Annotated in this window: 13 protein-coding genes; 7 read left to right on the top strand and 6 right to left on the bottom strand. The window is 63.4% G+C overall.

The genetic code is table 11. The features are described 5' to 3' along the window. Position 1: 1 nt before the first annotated feature. Positions 2 to 1648: a GMC family oxidoreductase gene (locus tag JQ631_RS02245; RefSeq protein ID WP_212323610.1), complete on the bottom strand. Its 1647-nt coding sequence runs from the start codon at positions 1646 to 1648 to the stop codon at positions 2 to 4. A gap of 152 nt (positions 1649 to 1800) precedes the next feature. On the opposite strand from JQ631_RS02245, the gene JQ631_RS02240 reads away from it, so the two are divergent. Then, complete coding sequence (locus tag JQ631_RS02240; RefSeq protein WP_212323608.1) at positions 1801 to 2589, top strand: thermonuclease family protein; 789 nt, start codon at positions 1801 to 1803, stop codon at positions 2587 to 2589. Positions 2590 to 2807: 218 nt separating this feature from the next. Here JQ631_RS02240 and cyoD read toward each other — a convergent pair whose 3' ends face one another. From cyoD to JQ631_RS02220, 4 genes are read right to left on the bottom strand one after another with little or no spacing between them, the layout of a single operon-like run. Continuing rightward, on the bottom strand, positions 2808 to 3197 hold the full coding sequence (gene cyoD / locus JQ631_RS02235) for a cytochrome o ubiquinol oxidase subunit IV (RefSeq protein ID WP_212323606.1): 390 nt from the start codon (positions 3195 to 3197) through the stop codon (positions 2808 to 2810). Next, entirely contained in the window at positions 3194 to 3835 is a 642-nt protein-coding gene (locus JQ631_RS02230; RefSeq protein ID WP_212323604.1) for a cytochrome (ubi)quinol oxidase subunit III, read from the bottom strand. Before JQ631_RS02230 ends, cyoD begins: the two co-directional genes overlap by 4 nt. Beyond that, on the bottom strand, positions 3835 to 5838 hold the full coding sequence (gene cyoB, locus JQ631_RS02225) for a cytochrome o ubiquinol oxidase subunit I (RefSeq protein ID WP_212323602.1): 2004 nt from the start codon (positions 5836 to 5838) through the stop codon (positions 3835 to 3837). Before cyoB ends, JQ631_RS02230 begins: the two co-directional genes overlap by 1 nt. Next, positions 5828 to 6661, bottom strand: coding sequence for a cytochrome ubiquinol oxidase subunit II family protein (locus tag JQ631_RS02220; protein WP_212323596.1), 834 nt, complete (start codon positions 6659 to 6661; stop codon positions 5828 to 5830). Before JQ631_RS02220 ends, cyoB begins: the two co-directional genes overlap by 11 nt. Positions 6662 to 6892: 231 nt before the next feature. Between JQ631_RS02220 and JQ631_RS02215 the strand changes: the two genes are divergently transcribed. Genes JQ631_RS02215 through JQ631_RS02205 form a run of 3 tightly spaced genes read left to right on the top strand, consistent with a single transcriptional unit; the run spans position 6893 to position 9076 of the window. Next, on the top strand, positions 6893 to 7705 hold the full coding sequence (locus tag JQ631_RS02215; protein ID WP_212323594.1) for an SDR family NAD(P)-dependent oxidoreductase: 813 nt from the start codon (positions 6893 to 6895) through the stop codon (positions 7703 to 7705). A 14-nt stretch (positions 7706 to 7719) separates the two neighbouring features. Further along, positions 7720 to 8274, top strand: coding sequence for a carboxymuconolactone decarboxylase family protein (locus JQ631_RS02210; RefSeq protein WP_212323592.1), 555 nt, complete (start codon positions 7720 to 7722; stop codon positions 8272 to 8274). 1 nt (position 8275) lies between these two features. After that, positions 8276 to 9076: an SDR family NAD(P)-dependent oxidoreductase gene (locus JQ631_RS02205; protein ID WP_212323588.1), complete on the top strand. Its 801-nt coding sequence runs from the start codon at positions 8276 to 8278 to the stop codon at positions 9074 to 9076. Positions 9077 to 9105: 29 nt separating this feature from the next. On the opposite strand, the gene JQ631_RS02200 is transcribed toward JQ631_RS02205, so the two are convergent. Beyond that, the gene (locus JQ631_RS02200; RefSeq protein WP_433995495.1) at positions 9106 to 10434 is read right to left on the bottom strand and encodes a PQQ-dependent sugar dehydrogenase; all 1329 of its coding nucleotides are present in this window, start codon (positions 10432 to 10434) and stop codon (positions 9106 to 9108) included. Between the two features lie 182 nt (positions 10435 to 10616). Between JQ631_RS02200 and JQ631_RS02195 the strand changes: the two genes are divergently transcribed. The 3 genes from JQ631_RS02195 to JQ631_RS02185 all read left to right on the top strand — a co-directional run bounded on the left by JQ631_RS02195 (position 10617) and on the right by JQ631_RS02185 (position 13995). Then, positions 10617 to 11810: a urate hydroxylase PuuD gene (locus JQ631_RS02195; protein WP_212323587.1), complete on the top strand. Its 1194-nt coding sequence runs from the start codon at positions 10617 to 10619 to the stop codon at positions 11808 to 11810. Between the two features lie 146 nt (positions 11811 to 11956). Then, positions 11957 to 12811: a VOC family protein gene (locus JQ631_RS02190; protein ID WP_212323586.1), complete on the top strand. Its 855-nt coding sequence runs from the start codon at positions 11957 to 11959 to the stop codon at positions 12809 to 12811. Between the two features lie 227 nt (positions 12812 to 13038). After that, complete coding sequence (locus tag JQ631_RS02185; protein WP_212323584.1) at positions 13039 to 13995, top strand: lytic transglycosylase domain-containing protein; 957 nt, start codon at positions 13039 to 13041, stop codon at positions 13993 to 13995. Positions 13996 to 14004 lie beyond the last annotated feature (9 nt).

Genomic DNA, 14004 nt, shown 5'->3' with positions numbered 1-14004 from the left:
CTCAATCAAACAGATTGGCAAGGCGCTGCTTCATCTGGTCGGCGATGTAGAGCGCGAGGGCCTGGATGGTGGACGTCGGGTTCACACCGCCCGAGGTGACGAAGATGCTGCCATCGACGATGAAGAGGTTCTTCACGTCATGCGTGCGCCCCCATTCGTTGACGACGGATTTTTGGGGATCGGTGCCCATGCGCGCGGTGCCGAGCAGGTGCCAGCCGCCCCAGGGGATCGGCGAGTTGACACAGATGTCGGTTGCGCCTGCCGTCTCGAGGATCTCCCGGCCGCGGGCGAGCGCATGATCCATCATCTTCCGGCTGTTCTCGCTGATCGTGTAGTTGATCTTCGGTGCCGGAATGCCGTGACTGTCCTTCAGCACCGGATCAAGCGTGACCTGGTTGTGCTCCTCCGGCAGGTCCTCGCAGATCGCGGAGAAACCGAGCCGATGTCCGTTGAGCTTGCGGAAGACGCGGTGATGATCGGCCCCCCACGGCAAAATACCCTTCTGCTCGCTGACGACAGCCTCGAACACCGGACCTGCACCGCGCACGAACTGCACGCCATAGCCGCGCACGAAGCCGCGCGAGAGGTCCGTGTCATACCACTCCTTGCTCCACAGGCAGGTCGGCGGCGCACGGTTGCTGTCCGTCGGCTCCTTCACATAGCCGTAGATCTGCGCATAGGGATGGAACATCAGGTTCTTGCCGACGAGTCCCGACGAATTGGCCAGACCATTCGGAAAGCGATCGGATTTCGAGTTCAGCAGCAGGCGCGGCGTGCCGACGCCGTTGCACGCGATGATCACGACATGCGCCGGCTGGAACTGCTCGATGCCCTCCTTGTCGTAGTAGATCACGCCGGTGGCCATGCCGCTCTCGTCAGTGGTGATCTCGCGCACCCGGCAATGCGTGCGCAGCTCGACACCGGCCCGCACCGCATGCGGCCAATAGGTGATGTCGGTCGAGGATTTTGCGCCCTGCGCGCAGGCCGGCGTGCAATGGCCGAGATTGATGCAGCGCGCCCGGCCCTCATAGTCCATGGTCGCGACGGTGGTGTCCGACGGCCACCAGTGCCAGCCGAGCTTGTTCATGGTCTTGCCGATGATGGCGCCCGACAATCCCATCGGCTGCTGCGGCATCGGCGGATGCGTCAGCGGCGACAGCGGATCGCCCGACAAGCCGGACGTGCCCATCATGCGGTCGTTCTCCTCGAAGAACGGCGTCAGCGCGTCGTAATCGACCGGCCAGTCGTCGGCGACGCCATCCAGCGTCTTCACCTTGAAATCAGACGGGTGCAGCCTCGGCCAGTGCGCGGTGTACATCACGGTCGAGCCGCCGACCGCGTTGTAGTTGACGACCTTGATCGGCGAATTGTCATCGTTGATCGGATAGTCCTCGGGCCGACCGCGGACGTTCGGGCTCGACGACCATTCCCCGTAGAACTTGGCTTCCCAGTCCCGGCCTGTACTTGGATATTCCGCCGGATTCATCCAGCCGCCTTGCTCCAGGCAGAGAATGTGCATCTTGGTCTCGGCCAGCGACCATGCCACCGCCGCGCCTGATGCGCCGGCGCCGATGATCAGGACGTCTACGGGGTCTTTCGTCAAAACATCTTCCTCCCGCCCTCGCCGCTTCAGGGGCGATTCGGCCATCACGGCTCGCAAGGCCGGCAAACGATAGGGGCAGACCGGGCGGCGAGTAAAGGCTGGCGGGCGAATGTCGCACTTCGCACAGCGCAGACCATTGGTCTCGCGACGGCCGGATGCTAGGAACGAGGAGAAAGAGCAATCGATAGCGAGAAATTATGTCCCTCGAGAATTCATTGGCCGCCGCCCGCGCCTTCGCCCTCGTCTTATTTCTCGCTCTGTCCGGATTTCTCGGGGCCTCCAGCCCCGCCGCCGCGCTGACGGCGGCTGCGACTGTCCGGGACGCCAATTCGATCCAGCTCGGCGATGTCACCTATCGGCTCGACGGCGTCGATGCGCCCGAGCTCGACCAGGTCTGCATCGACGACCACGCCGACCCCTGGACCTGCGGCATCGAGGCCCGCGACCGGCTCACCAGGCTGATCGGCGGAAAGCCGGTGCGCTGCGACGATGTCGGTCCCGAGAAGAACTTCGGCAAGCGCCACCGGGCAATCTGCACGGTCGAGGGCGACAAGGTTTCGTTGAACGAGCAACTGCTCAAGCTCGGCTTTGCCATCGCGCGCGAGCCTCTCAAGGCCAACGTCAAGCCGGCAGCGGCCGAGGCCAAGGCCGCATCGGCCGGCATCTGGAAAGGCTGCTTTGTTGCACCGCAAGAATTCCGTATCGGCAAGAAGGACGGCGCACTGCTCGGCGCCGCCTGCCGCTCCGACCGCGACAAGGAGATTCGCGCGGCACTGTTTCCGGAGGATCCGACGGCGCCGCCAAGCTGTGCCATCAAGGGCAAGCTTGCGGTTCGCGCCCACGTCACCGGCAACATCGGCATCTACCATCTGCGGGGCTGCCCGAGCTACGCCGCGACCACCAAGCCCGACCGCTGGTTCTGTTCGGAGGACGACGCGCAGGCTTCCGGCTTCCGCAAGGCCTATAATTGCCGCCGGCCAAAGTGAACAATCGGTTCACGCAGCCGTGAGTGGTAACCCGAGACAGTATTGATCCGGAATTGAACTGAAACGGGAGTTGCTGCACCTATATGTGTACGCAAGCGCTTTGCGCGAGCGTTTCCTTGGCGGCAATCCGGCTTCGGTCCGATTGCTTTGCTCGGGCGTTTCCTCCCTAGACTTGGGCCGCTTGTCACATGCAAGCGGCTCTTCTTTTTTGTGCAGCGCTAGCTGTGCATCTTAATGAACTGATCCATCGGCGGCATATTCTGGTTGAGATGCGCCATGATCCAGACGGTTCCACCGACCACCAGGAAGACGACCAGAAGGCCGAAGGCCAACGCCAGCACGTTGTTGGTGTTGTCGGGGCCCGTCGTGATGTGGAGGAAGAACACCAGATGCACGCCCATCTGCGCGATCGCCAGCACGATCAATGCAATCGGAATCGAGGGCTGCCAGACGAGATTCGTACCGGCGATGAAAAACGAAGTTGCCGTGAGCAGCAACGCCAAGCCGAGACCGACGACATAACCGATGATGCGTTCGCGGACGCCGTGTTGCTCCTCATCGCCCGGCGCGATGTCGTGCTCGGCATGCAGATGCGTCTGATCGCTCATGCGCCACCTCCAAGCAGGTAGACGACGGAAAACACCCCGACCCAGATGATGTCGAGCGCGTGCCAGAACAGGGCAAAGCACATCATCCGGCGCAGCACGTCGGCGCGAAAGCCCTTTGCAAAGACCTGGGCCATCATGGTGAGCAGCCACAGCACGCCGGCTGTGACGTGCAGGCCGTGGCATCCGACCAGCGAGAAGAACGCCGTCAGGAACGCACTGCGCGACGGGCCATAGCCACGGGACACCAGATCGGCGAACTCGTTGAACTCGATCGCGAGGAAGATCAGCCCGAGCACGCAGGTCACGGCCATGCCGAGATAGAACCAGAACCGGTTGCGGACGTCGGCGGCGATACTGGCCATGCCGCAGGTAAAACTCGAGAGCAGCAGGCAGACCGTCTCGATCGCGACATTGCGCTGCTCAAATATCTCCGAGCCCTTGGGGCCGCCCGCGGTCTGGTCGACCAGCACCGCATAGGCCGCAAAGAAGCAGGAGAACATCACGATGTCGGAGAGCAGGAACACCCAGAAGCCGTAGGCGGTGACGATCCGCTTCGGCGCAGGTCCCGGATGCTCGACGACGACGCCGATATGGTGGGGATCGGCATGCGCATGGCCGAGGGCTGCGGTCATCGACATCAGACTGCTCCGGCCATGCTGACGAGGCTGCGCCGTTCCTCGATGTTGATGCGGTCGATCCGTTCGACCTCGGCGGCCGGAATGACGTATTCATCGTGATCGCGCCAGGCGAAAACGACGAAGGTCGCGAACGCGCCGATGCCGCCCAAAATCACCATCCACCAGATGTGCCAGATCAGCGCAAAGCCCATCACGGTGGCGAAGAACGCACAGACGAACCCGGTCGGCGAGTTCTTGGGCATCTCGATATCCTGATATTCGGGGCCTGGATGATCCTCGAGCTGCTGCTCCTTGGCATGTCGTTTCATCGCCCAATAGGCATCCTCGCCGCGCACGTCGGGGGAGAACGCGAAATTGAACACCGGCGGGGGCGACGACGTCGCCCATTCCAGCGAGCGGCCGTCCCAGGGATCGCCGGTACGGTCACGCAAGGTTTCGCGATTGCGGATGCTGGTCACGAGCTGAAAGACCTGCGCCAGGACGCCGATCGAGAGCAGCAACATGCCGAACGCGGCGATGATCATCCACGGCCGCCATTCGGCAACATCGTAGTGCTGCATGCGTCGCGTCATGCCCAGCATGCCCGCGACATAGAGCGGCATGAAGGTGACGTAGAAACCGATGAAGGTGAACCAGAACGCGATCTTCCCCCAGCGTTCGTCGAGACGAAATCCGAACGCCTTCGGAAACCAGTATTCGAAGCCTGCGAAGGCGCCGAACAGCACGCCTCCGATGATGACATTGTGGAAATGCGCAACCAGGAACATGCTGTTGTGGAGCATGAAGTCCGCCGGAGGCACCGCGACGAGCACGCCGGTCAGGCCACCGATGATGAACGTCACCATGAAGCCGACGGACCAGAGCATCGGCGTCGCGAAGCGGATGCGGCCGCCGTACATCGTGAACAGCCAGTTGTAGATCTTCACCCCTGTCGGAACTGCGATGATCATGCTGGCGATGCCGAAGATGGCGTTGACGTCGGGGCCTGCTCCCATGGTGAAGAAGTGGTGCAGCCAGACCATGAAGGAGATGATGCAGATTGCCATGGTGGCGAGCACCATGGAGCGGTAACCGAACAACGGCTTCCCGGAGAAGGTCGACACCACCTCGGAGTAGATGCCGAAGGCCGGCAGCACGAGAATGTAGACCTCCGGATGCCCCCAGGCCCAGATCAGGTTCATGAACATCATGACATTGCCGCCGGCTTCATTGGTGAAGAAGTGGAAGCCGAGATAGCGGTCGAGCAGCAGCATCGCCAGCGTCGCAGTGAGGATCGGGAAGGCTGCGACGATCAGCAGGTTCGAGGCCAGCGTGGTCCAGCAGAACATCGGCATGCGCAGATAGTTCATGCCCTTGGTGCGCAGCTTCAGCACGGTCGTGACGAGGTTGATGCCGGCGACCAGCGTGCCGACGCCCGAGATCTGGAGCGACCAGGCGTAATAGTCGACGCCGACACCGGGTGAATATGACAGCTCCGACAGCGGCGGAAAGGCAAGCCAGCCGGTGCGGGCGAACTCGCCGATCACCAGCGAGAGATTGACCAACAGGGCGCCGGTCGCGGTCAGCCAGAAGCCAACGGAGTTCAGTGTCGGGAAAGCCACGTCGCGCACGCCCAGCTGGAGCGGCACGACCAGGTTCATCAGCCCGATCACGAACGGCATCGCCACGAAGAAGATCATGATGGTGCCGTGCGCCGAGAAGATCTGGTTGTAGTGCTCCGGCGGCAGATAGCCCTGCGACTGATAGGCGATCGCCTGCTGGATTCGCATCATGATGGCGTCGCTGCCGCCGCGCAGCAGCATCACCGAGGCCAGCAGGATGTACATGACGCCGATGCGCTTGTGATCGACGCTGGTGATCCATTCGTGCCAGAGATAGGGCAGGTGGCCCTTTACGACGACCCACGTCAGAACCGCGAGGATCCCGACCAGCACGATAGCCCCTGCGATGAGCGGAATGGGCTGATCGAACGGAATTGCCGACCAGTCGAGCTTACCGAGCATCGTGGCCTCCACTGTGCGGGCGGCCGGCATCGGAGACGAGCTCCGGCCCTGGGCCCGGCGGAATGTGCTGGGTCGCAATCAGATCGAACAGGCGCGGGTCTTCCAGGCGATAGGTCGGCCTGCCCTTCTCGATGCCCTGCTGCATCAGCTTCTTGTAGCTATCCTCGTTCAGCACGGCGTCGGTCTTCGCCGTGGTTGCCACCCAATCCGGAAATGACAGCGGCGAGATCACGTTGACGTCGAACATCATGTCCGGAAAGCCGTCGCCGGAGAAGTGCGCCGAGAGGCCCTGCAGCTTGCCCTCATTGTCGGCACGCAGGTTCAGCTTCGTCACCATGCCGTTCATGGTGTAGATCATGCTGCCGAGCTGCGGGATGAAGAACACGTTCATCACGCTCGACGATGTCAGCTGAATGTTCAGCTCGGCGCCGGCCGGCACCGTCAGCGAATTGACCGTGGCGATGCGCTGGTCCGGATAGATGAAGAGCCATTTCCAGTCGAGCGAAACGGCCTGGATGCGCACCGGGCTGCCCGTTCCCGGCACGGGCGCCGCGGGATCGAGCTGGTGCGAGCCGATCCAGGCGACGCCGCCAAGCAAGATGACGGTGAGCGCAGGAATCGCCCACACCACCATCTCCACGCGGCCGGAATAAACAAAGTCAGGCTGGTATCGTGCTTTGGTGTTCGACGCGCGAAACCAGAATGCAAAAGCCAGGATCGCGATGATGGTCGGCACCACGATCGCGAGCATGATGACGACGGAATCGATCAAAATGGTGCTGTTGGCCGCAGCCACGGGCCCTTGTGGATCAAGCAGATTCATCGGCAAGCCACTGGTGGTTGGGAGTCCCCGGGAGAGAGCCTAGCGCGGGAAAGGCTCCGCAGGAAACGCGATCGCGTGAGGTCGGTTCCTCGAGCCGCGCGCCGGAGCGCGCGCAATCTCGCCCCGCGGCATGCAATTCCGTGCGATGTCAATGACATCGGCGCGGGACCGCCGGCCTTCTCACCTCCGCACCGCATTGCTAACTTGCACGAAAATATCGGATGGAACGAGATGCAGGGCCCTGAAGACGATGCCGGCCTCGCCGGCAAGGTGGCGCTGATCAGTGGCGGAGGCGCGGCAGGCGACGGCATCGGCAACGGCCGCGCTGCAGCAATTCTGCTAGCCCGCGCCGGCGCAAAGGTGCTGGTCGCCGATCGCGACCTCAAGCTCGCCCAACACACTGTCCAGATGATCACCGTCGAAGGCGGCACGGCCGCGGCCCATGGCGGCGACGTCACCAGCGAAGCCGATTGCAAACAACTTGTCGAAGCTGCGCTCGACCACTGGGGCCGGCTTGATTTCCTCGACAACAATGTCGGCATTGGCAGCCGCGGTAGCGTGGTCGACGAGGCGCCCGAGCAATATCGCCGTGTCATGCAGGTCAATGTCGAGACCATGTTCCTGCTGTCGAAGCACGCGATTCCCGCGATGATCAAGACCGCCAAAGGTGGCGCGATCGTCAACATCTCCTCGATCTCGGCGTTGCGGCCGCGTGGGCTGACGACCTACACGACCTCGAAGGCCGCGATCATCGGCCTGACGCGCGCGATGGCGGTCGACCACGGCCGCGACAATATCCGCGTCAATTGCATCTGCCCCGGACCGATGTACACACCGATGGTGTATGCCCGCGGCATGAGCGAGCAGGCCCGCGCCCAGCGCGCCCGGGCGTCCGTGCTCAAGACTGAAGGCACTGGCTGGGATGTCGGCCACGCCGTCAAATTCCTGCTCAGCAATTTTGCCCGCTACATCACCGGCCAGGTGCTGGTGGTCGACGGCGGCGTCACGCTGCAAGCCCCCGAACGCGAATCACAAGAACACTAGAGGAAACACGAAAAATGGCCCGCCTGCCCTATCTCGAGGCCGACCAGGTCGCGCCCGAATATCGCGACATGCTCAAGCGCAATACCAATCTGCACAAGCTCTTGGTCAACTCGCCGGAGATGGCGCGCGCCTTCAACGGCATCGGCGGCTACATCCGTTTCAAGAGCAAGCTCGACCCGCGCCTGCGCGAGCTCGCCATCCTCCAGGTCGGCTGGATGGAGAAATCGGAATACGAATTCACCCATCACGTGAAGATCGGCAGGGAGTTCGGGGTCACCGACGAGGATATCGTCGGCCTGATGGCAGAGACGGAAGGCAAGCCGTCGAAACTGGAGCCGCTCGCCAAGGCCATCCTGAAAGGTGCCCGCGAGATGGTGCGGGAGCTCGCGATGTCGGATGCGACCTTCGCCGAGATCAAGACACATCTCTCCGACGAGCACATGGTCGATCTCGTGCTCACGATTGCCTTCTATTGCGGCGTCGTGCGCGTTCTCGCCACCATGAAGATGGACAACGAGCCCTATTACAAAGAGGTGCTCCAGCAGTACCCGATCCCGGGAGTGAACTGACATGCGCATGAAGGACAAGGTTGCGATCGTCGTCGGCGCCGGCCAGAGCCCCGGCGAAGGCATGGGCAACGGCCGCGCCACCGCGCTGACCTTCGCGCGCGAAGGAGCGAAGGTGCTGTGCGTGGATCATCATCTGGAGTCCGCGCAGGAGACCGTCGACATTATTGCTGCGAATCGCGGTACCGCTGCAGCCTTCAAGGCCGACGTGACCAAGTCGGCCGATATCAAGGCGATGGTGGCGGATGCCAAATCGCGCTGGGGCCGCATCGACGTGCTGCACAACAATGTCGGCGTCAGCCTGTCCGGCGGCGATGCCGAGCTGCTTCAAATCACCGAAGAGGCGTTCGACCGCGTCGTCGCCATCAACCTCAAGAGCTGCATTCTCGCAGCGAAGGAAGTCATTCCGATCATGCGCGCGCAGAAGAGCGGCGCCATCATCAACATCTCCTCCATGGCCGCAATCACCACCTATCCCTACGTCGCCTACAAGGCGACGAAGTCGGCGATGATCGCGTTCACCGAACAGCTCGCCTATCAGAATGCCGAGTACGGCATCCGCGCGAACGTCATCCTGCCTGGCCTGATGAACACGCCGATGGCCGTTGATACCCGCGCCCGCGAATGGTCCAAGACCCGCGCCGAAGTCGAAGCCGAGCGCGACAGCAAGGTACCGCTGCGCAAGAAGATGGGCACGGCGTGGGACGTCGCGAATGCCGCGCTATTCCTCGCGTCGGATGAAGCGAGTTTCATCACGGGCGTGACACTGCCGGTGGATGGCGGGGCGAGCGTACGGCGGGGGTAGGTCTTTCCCTCTCCTCGTTCGCTCGTAAATCAATGCGTCACCCGCCAGATCGTGCCGCCGGTATCTTCCGAGACCAGCAGCGCGCCATCCTTTGCGACCGCAATTCCGACCGGCCGTCCCCACACCTGCGAGTCGTTCACGACGAAGCCCGTCACAAAATCCTCGTACTCTCCAGTCGGCTTGCCTTCCTTCATCTTGATACGGATCACCTTGTAGCCGGTGCGCTTCGAGCGGTTCCAGGAACCATGCTCGGCGGCAAAGGCGTCACCCTGGTACTCAGACGGAAACTGCGTGCCCTGATAAAAGGTCAGGCCGAGCGAAGCCGAATGCGGCTGCACCAGCACGTCGGGCACCGTCACCTTGTCCTTGAGATCCGGCCGCGCGCCGACGTGGCGCGGGTCTTCGTTGTTGCCGATGTAGAACCACGGCCAACCATAGAAGGCGCCCTCCTTCACGCTGGTAACGTAGTCGGGCACGAGATCGTCGCCGAGGCCGTCGCGCTCGTTGGTCGAACACCAGGGCAAACCGGTCTGCGGCTGGATCGCGAGGCCGACGCAGTTGCGGATACCGGTTGCATAGAGCTTGCGATCCTTGCCTTCGGGAGTGAAGGAGAGCACCGCCGCTCGCTCGGCCTCATAGCCCCAGGGCGCGCCGAGCGCCTGCGTGCGCGACCAGGCCTCGAGCCCGCCGGGCGGGCTCCCCATGCCTTCGGCGACATTACTGGCGGAGCCGACGGACACCAGCATCCTCTTCCCGTCGGGCGTGAACACGATGTCGCGGGTGGAATGGCCAGATCCCTGTGCAAGGTTCGCCACCACCACGTCGGCCTTGCCGGACGCCTTCAGGTCACCGGCGTGATAGGGAAAGCGGACGACGTTGCCGGCATTGGCGACATAGACCCATTGCGGATTGTCGCCGTTCGGGAAGAAGGCGATTCCAAAAGGACGAGTGAGCCCGCTGGCAAAGACCTCGTTGGTCGCAACCTTGGCGCCGCCCTCCCCGAGACGCAGCACGCGAATGCGTCCCGGCCCGGTCTCGGCAACGAAGACGTCGCCGTTCGGCGCAACGCGCAGCACCCGCGCATCGGACAGGCCATCGGCCAAAAGCTCGATCTTGAATCCGTCAGGTACTTGCGGCGTAGCGCTGCCGCGTGCCGTCACGCGCGTGGGATTGGAGACCGACGGCGTGGCGCCGGGCCTGGCCAGATCCTGCGGGCGGATCAGCCTGACAGTGCCGGGCTTGTCGGCCTGCCAGTTGCCATAGGCGTCCTTGCCTTGCAGCACGGGCTCGGCTTGTACGCCGGCGCAGGCCAACAACAGCCATGCGGGCAGCATCAAGTGCGAAATACGAGATATCACGTCAGCTTCCTCCCGGACTTCGTCTGCCAAAAACCACGTCAGCTCATGCCCGCACGATATGCAGATGGCGTGACCCATCGTACTGGAAAACGGCGCGGATCGGTGCGACACATTGTAAGGGCAGGGCCGCCGGTGGCGGTCATCAAAGCTGCGGCATCGGCATCGCGACTGATGGGGTGATCATGTGGGGATCCATCGTATCGGAATGGGCGAGCGTGCTGCTGCGCTGGCTGCACGTGGTGGCCGCGATCGCCTGGATCGGCAGCTCGTTCTATTTCATCGCCCTCGACCTGAGCCTTAAACCCAAGAGCGATCTACCTGGTGGCGTACAGGGCGAGGCCTGGCAGGTTCATGGCGGCGGCTTCTATCGGATCATGAAATATCTGGTGGCGCCAAGCCAGATGCCGGACGAGCTCACCTGGTTCAAATGGGAGGCCTACACCACGTGGCTGTCGGGCTTCGCGCTGATGGTGGTGGTGTACTATCTCGACGCCGATCTGTTCCTCATCGACAAATCGATCCTTGATCTGACACCGGTCCAGGCTGGGCTGTTCAGCCTCTTGAGTCTCGCGCTGGCGTGGCTGCTCTATGAGACCGCCTGCCGCACCGGGCTGGCGCAGCGCGAGCTGCCCTTTGCCGTCGGCGGCTATTTGTTCCTGGTCGCGCTGACCTACGCTTTCACCCACGTCTTGAGCGGGCGCGGCGCCTTCAACCAGATCGCGGCGATCATCGGCACTATCATGGTCGCCAATGTCTTTACCCTGATCATCCCGAACCAGAAGAAGATCGTGGCCAGCCTGATCGCGGGCGAGGCGCCAGATCCAAAGCTCGGCAAGGCCAGCAAGGAACGCTCGGTTCACAACAATTATCTGACGCTGCCGGTCGTCGTGCTGATGATCAGCAACCACTATCCCCTGCTCTACGCGACACGCTTCAACTGGATCATCGTGGCGATCGTGCTGGCGCTGGGGCCGGTGATCCGCCACTTCTTCAACGAGGGCCACGCCGGGCGCAAATCGCCATGGTGGGTGTGGGGCGTCGCGGCAGCGGGCGCTATCGCGATCCTCTTTCTCTCTGCAGCCGGCCCGCGTGAGGTCAAGACTGGCGCGCTCTCGGCGCAGCCGACGCTTGCCAATGTCGAGGAGATCGTGACGTCCCGCTGCAGCATGTGCCACGCGGCCGAGCCGGTCTGGGCCGGCATCGTGACCGCGCCGAAGGGCATCTTGCTGGATGCTCCCGAGCACATCCACCGCAACATCCGCCTGATCGGCCGCGTGGCTGCGTGGTCCAACGCGATGCCGCCGGGCAACATCACCGAGATGACCAGCGAGGAACGCGCCGTCCTCGCCGCCTATATCAGCGGGCAGGATCGCTGACGCCATCACGCGTCGCAGCCGCATTTCGCGGAATGAAATTCCTGATCACCCGCCGATTTGAAAATGACTTGATCGCCCATCCGGCGTAGACAGGGATAGCGGCTGCTCAAGCCGTCCAAAGTCATTTTGCATTCGGGGAAATCACAGTGGCCCTCAAGAACGTCATCGGTATCGACCACGCCGTGGTCATGGTGAAAGACCTCGACAGCGCCGCCGAAAACTACCGGCAGCTCGGCTTCACCCTCTCGCCGCGCGGCACCCACAGCGCGCATATGGGCACCGGCAACTACACCATCATGTTCGACCCTGATTACATGGAGCTGCTTGGCGTACTCGCCGCGACCGAGCACAATGCGCCGGCGCGCGCCTTCCTCGACAATCGCGGCGAAGGCATCGAGCGCATTGCCTTCACCGCAATCGACTCCGCCGCCGGCGCCGAAGAAATCCGCGCGCGCGGCCTCACGCCGATCGGCCCGACCGATTTCGAGCGGCCGGTCACGCTGCCCGATGGCACGGTGTCGGCCGCCAAATTCCGCACCTTCATGTGGCCGACCGCGGAAGCACCCGGCGGCGTGCGCATCTTCGCCTGCCAGCACAAGACCCGCGAGACCGTGTGGATCCCCGAACTGATGACGCACGCCAATGCGGCCAGGCGGATCAGCCAGGTGTTGATCGCAACACCGGAGCCCGCGAAGGAAGCCGCGCATCTCGCTCGCCTGATCGATCGCGAAGCGAAGACTGAGGCCGATGGCGCGGCGAGTGTGCCTTCAGGCGGCGACCGAGCCGACTTCGTCTATCTGACGCTGGACCAGCTCGGCAAACGTTATCCCGGTGTGCCGCTCGCGGGCCTCTCCGAGCGCGGCGGCGCGGCGCTGGTGCTCGTCAGCGGCGATCTCGCGGCGACCGAGAAGGCGCTGGGTTCAGTGGCCGTCCGCAGCGGAGCCGCGATCGTGGTGCCCCCGGCCAAGGCCAACGGCACCCTGCTCGCCTTCATTGCCTGATGATTTTCCCAAGGCGTAACGGCCACAGGCCTGAATATCTCTTTCAGCACCGAGTTTCCCTGCGGTTCCCGTAGAACCGCGGGAGCAACGCTGCATTCCTCCGGCGGGAACACCGTACTAACACCGGCCATATCGCTGAATCGCAGCTTCGCCGCAATTACGGTTAAGAAGTCCTTGTCACCGGCGCGCCGCTGGTCGTTCCCCACAGTTCGAGGACTCTTTCCGAGATGCGATTTGTCGTCGCGGCTTGCGCTGCGTTCCTGATTCTGATGTGCGACGTCAGCACGCCGCCGACCTGGCAAGCCGCCAGCTTCGACAATGCAGCAGTCAAGGCCGATCGCGCGCCCTCGCTGGTTCCCCTCGTCGAGATCTTCCTTGCAAGCGTGCAGGCCATCGAGCTCGCCAACGCCCGCGCGTCCTACGAGCAGACGATCGAACCGACGCCGGCGGTTGAAACGGCCGTGCAGGCTACGCCGTCGCCGACCGAACAATTCTGCCGCGCGCTGAAGGAAGCGGCCGAGGAGAGCGGCATTCCCGTGCCGTTCTTCGCGCGCCTGCTCTGGCAGGAGAGCCGCTTCAAGTCCAACGAGGTCAGCCAGGCCGGCGCCCAGGGCGTTGCGCAGTTCATGCCGGAGACCGCCGCCGAAGTCGGGCTCGATGATCCCTTCGACCCCATGAAGGCGCTGCCGGCATCGGCAAAGTTCCTGCGCAAGCTCCGCGACGATTTCGGCAATCTCGGCCTCGCGGCTGCCGCCTACAACGCGGGCCCCGGCCGTATCCAGAAATGGCTCGCCAGGGAGAGCGAGCTGCCGCGCGAGACGCGCGACTATGTCCGCATCATCACCGGCACCAAGGCCGAAGACTGGACCGAGCGTTCGGACGCGCTGGCGATCCGGATCGACCTGCCGCGCGAGGCGCCGTGCGAAGGCGTCGGCAGTCTGTCCAAGAGCAAGGACGTCGCCTGGGTCCCCGTGAACCTCACGCCGTCGACCACCACCATCATCCGCAAGGCCGAGCAATTGGCGGCACGGCTCGCCGCAAATCGCGCCCGCAAGCACTTCGTGTCCCTGCTCCGCAAGAACGGCGCAGCCCATGGCAAGGCGCGCAACATGATCGCGGCCCGCGCCAAGGGGGCGAAGGTCCACGTCATCCGCGTGGCGGCGCGCGAACGCTCTTCAGGCTAGCCTCCCCGC

Origin of the sequence: Bradyrhizobium manausense, from assembly GCF_018131105.1 — a bacterium.
Classification (GTDB): domain Bacteria; phylum Pseudomonadota; class Alphaproteobacteria; order Rhizobiales; family Xanthobacteraceae; genus Bradyrhizobium; species Bradyrhizobium manausense_B.
This window is presented reverse-complemented; position numbering and strand designations above follow the sequence as displayed.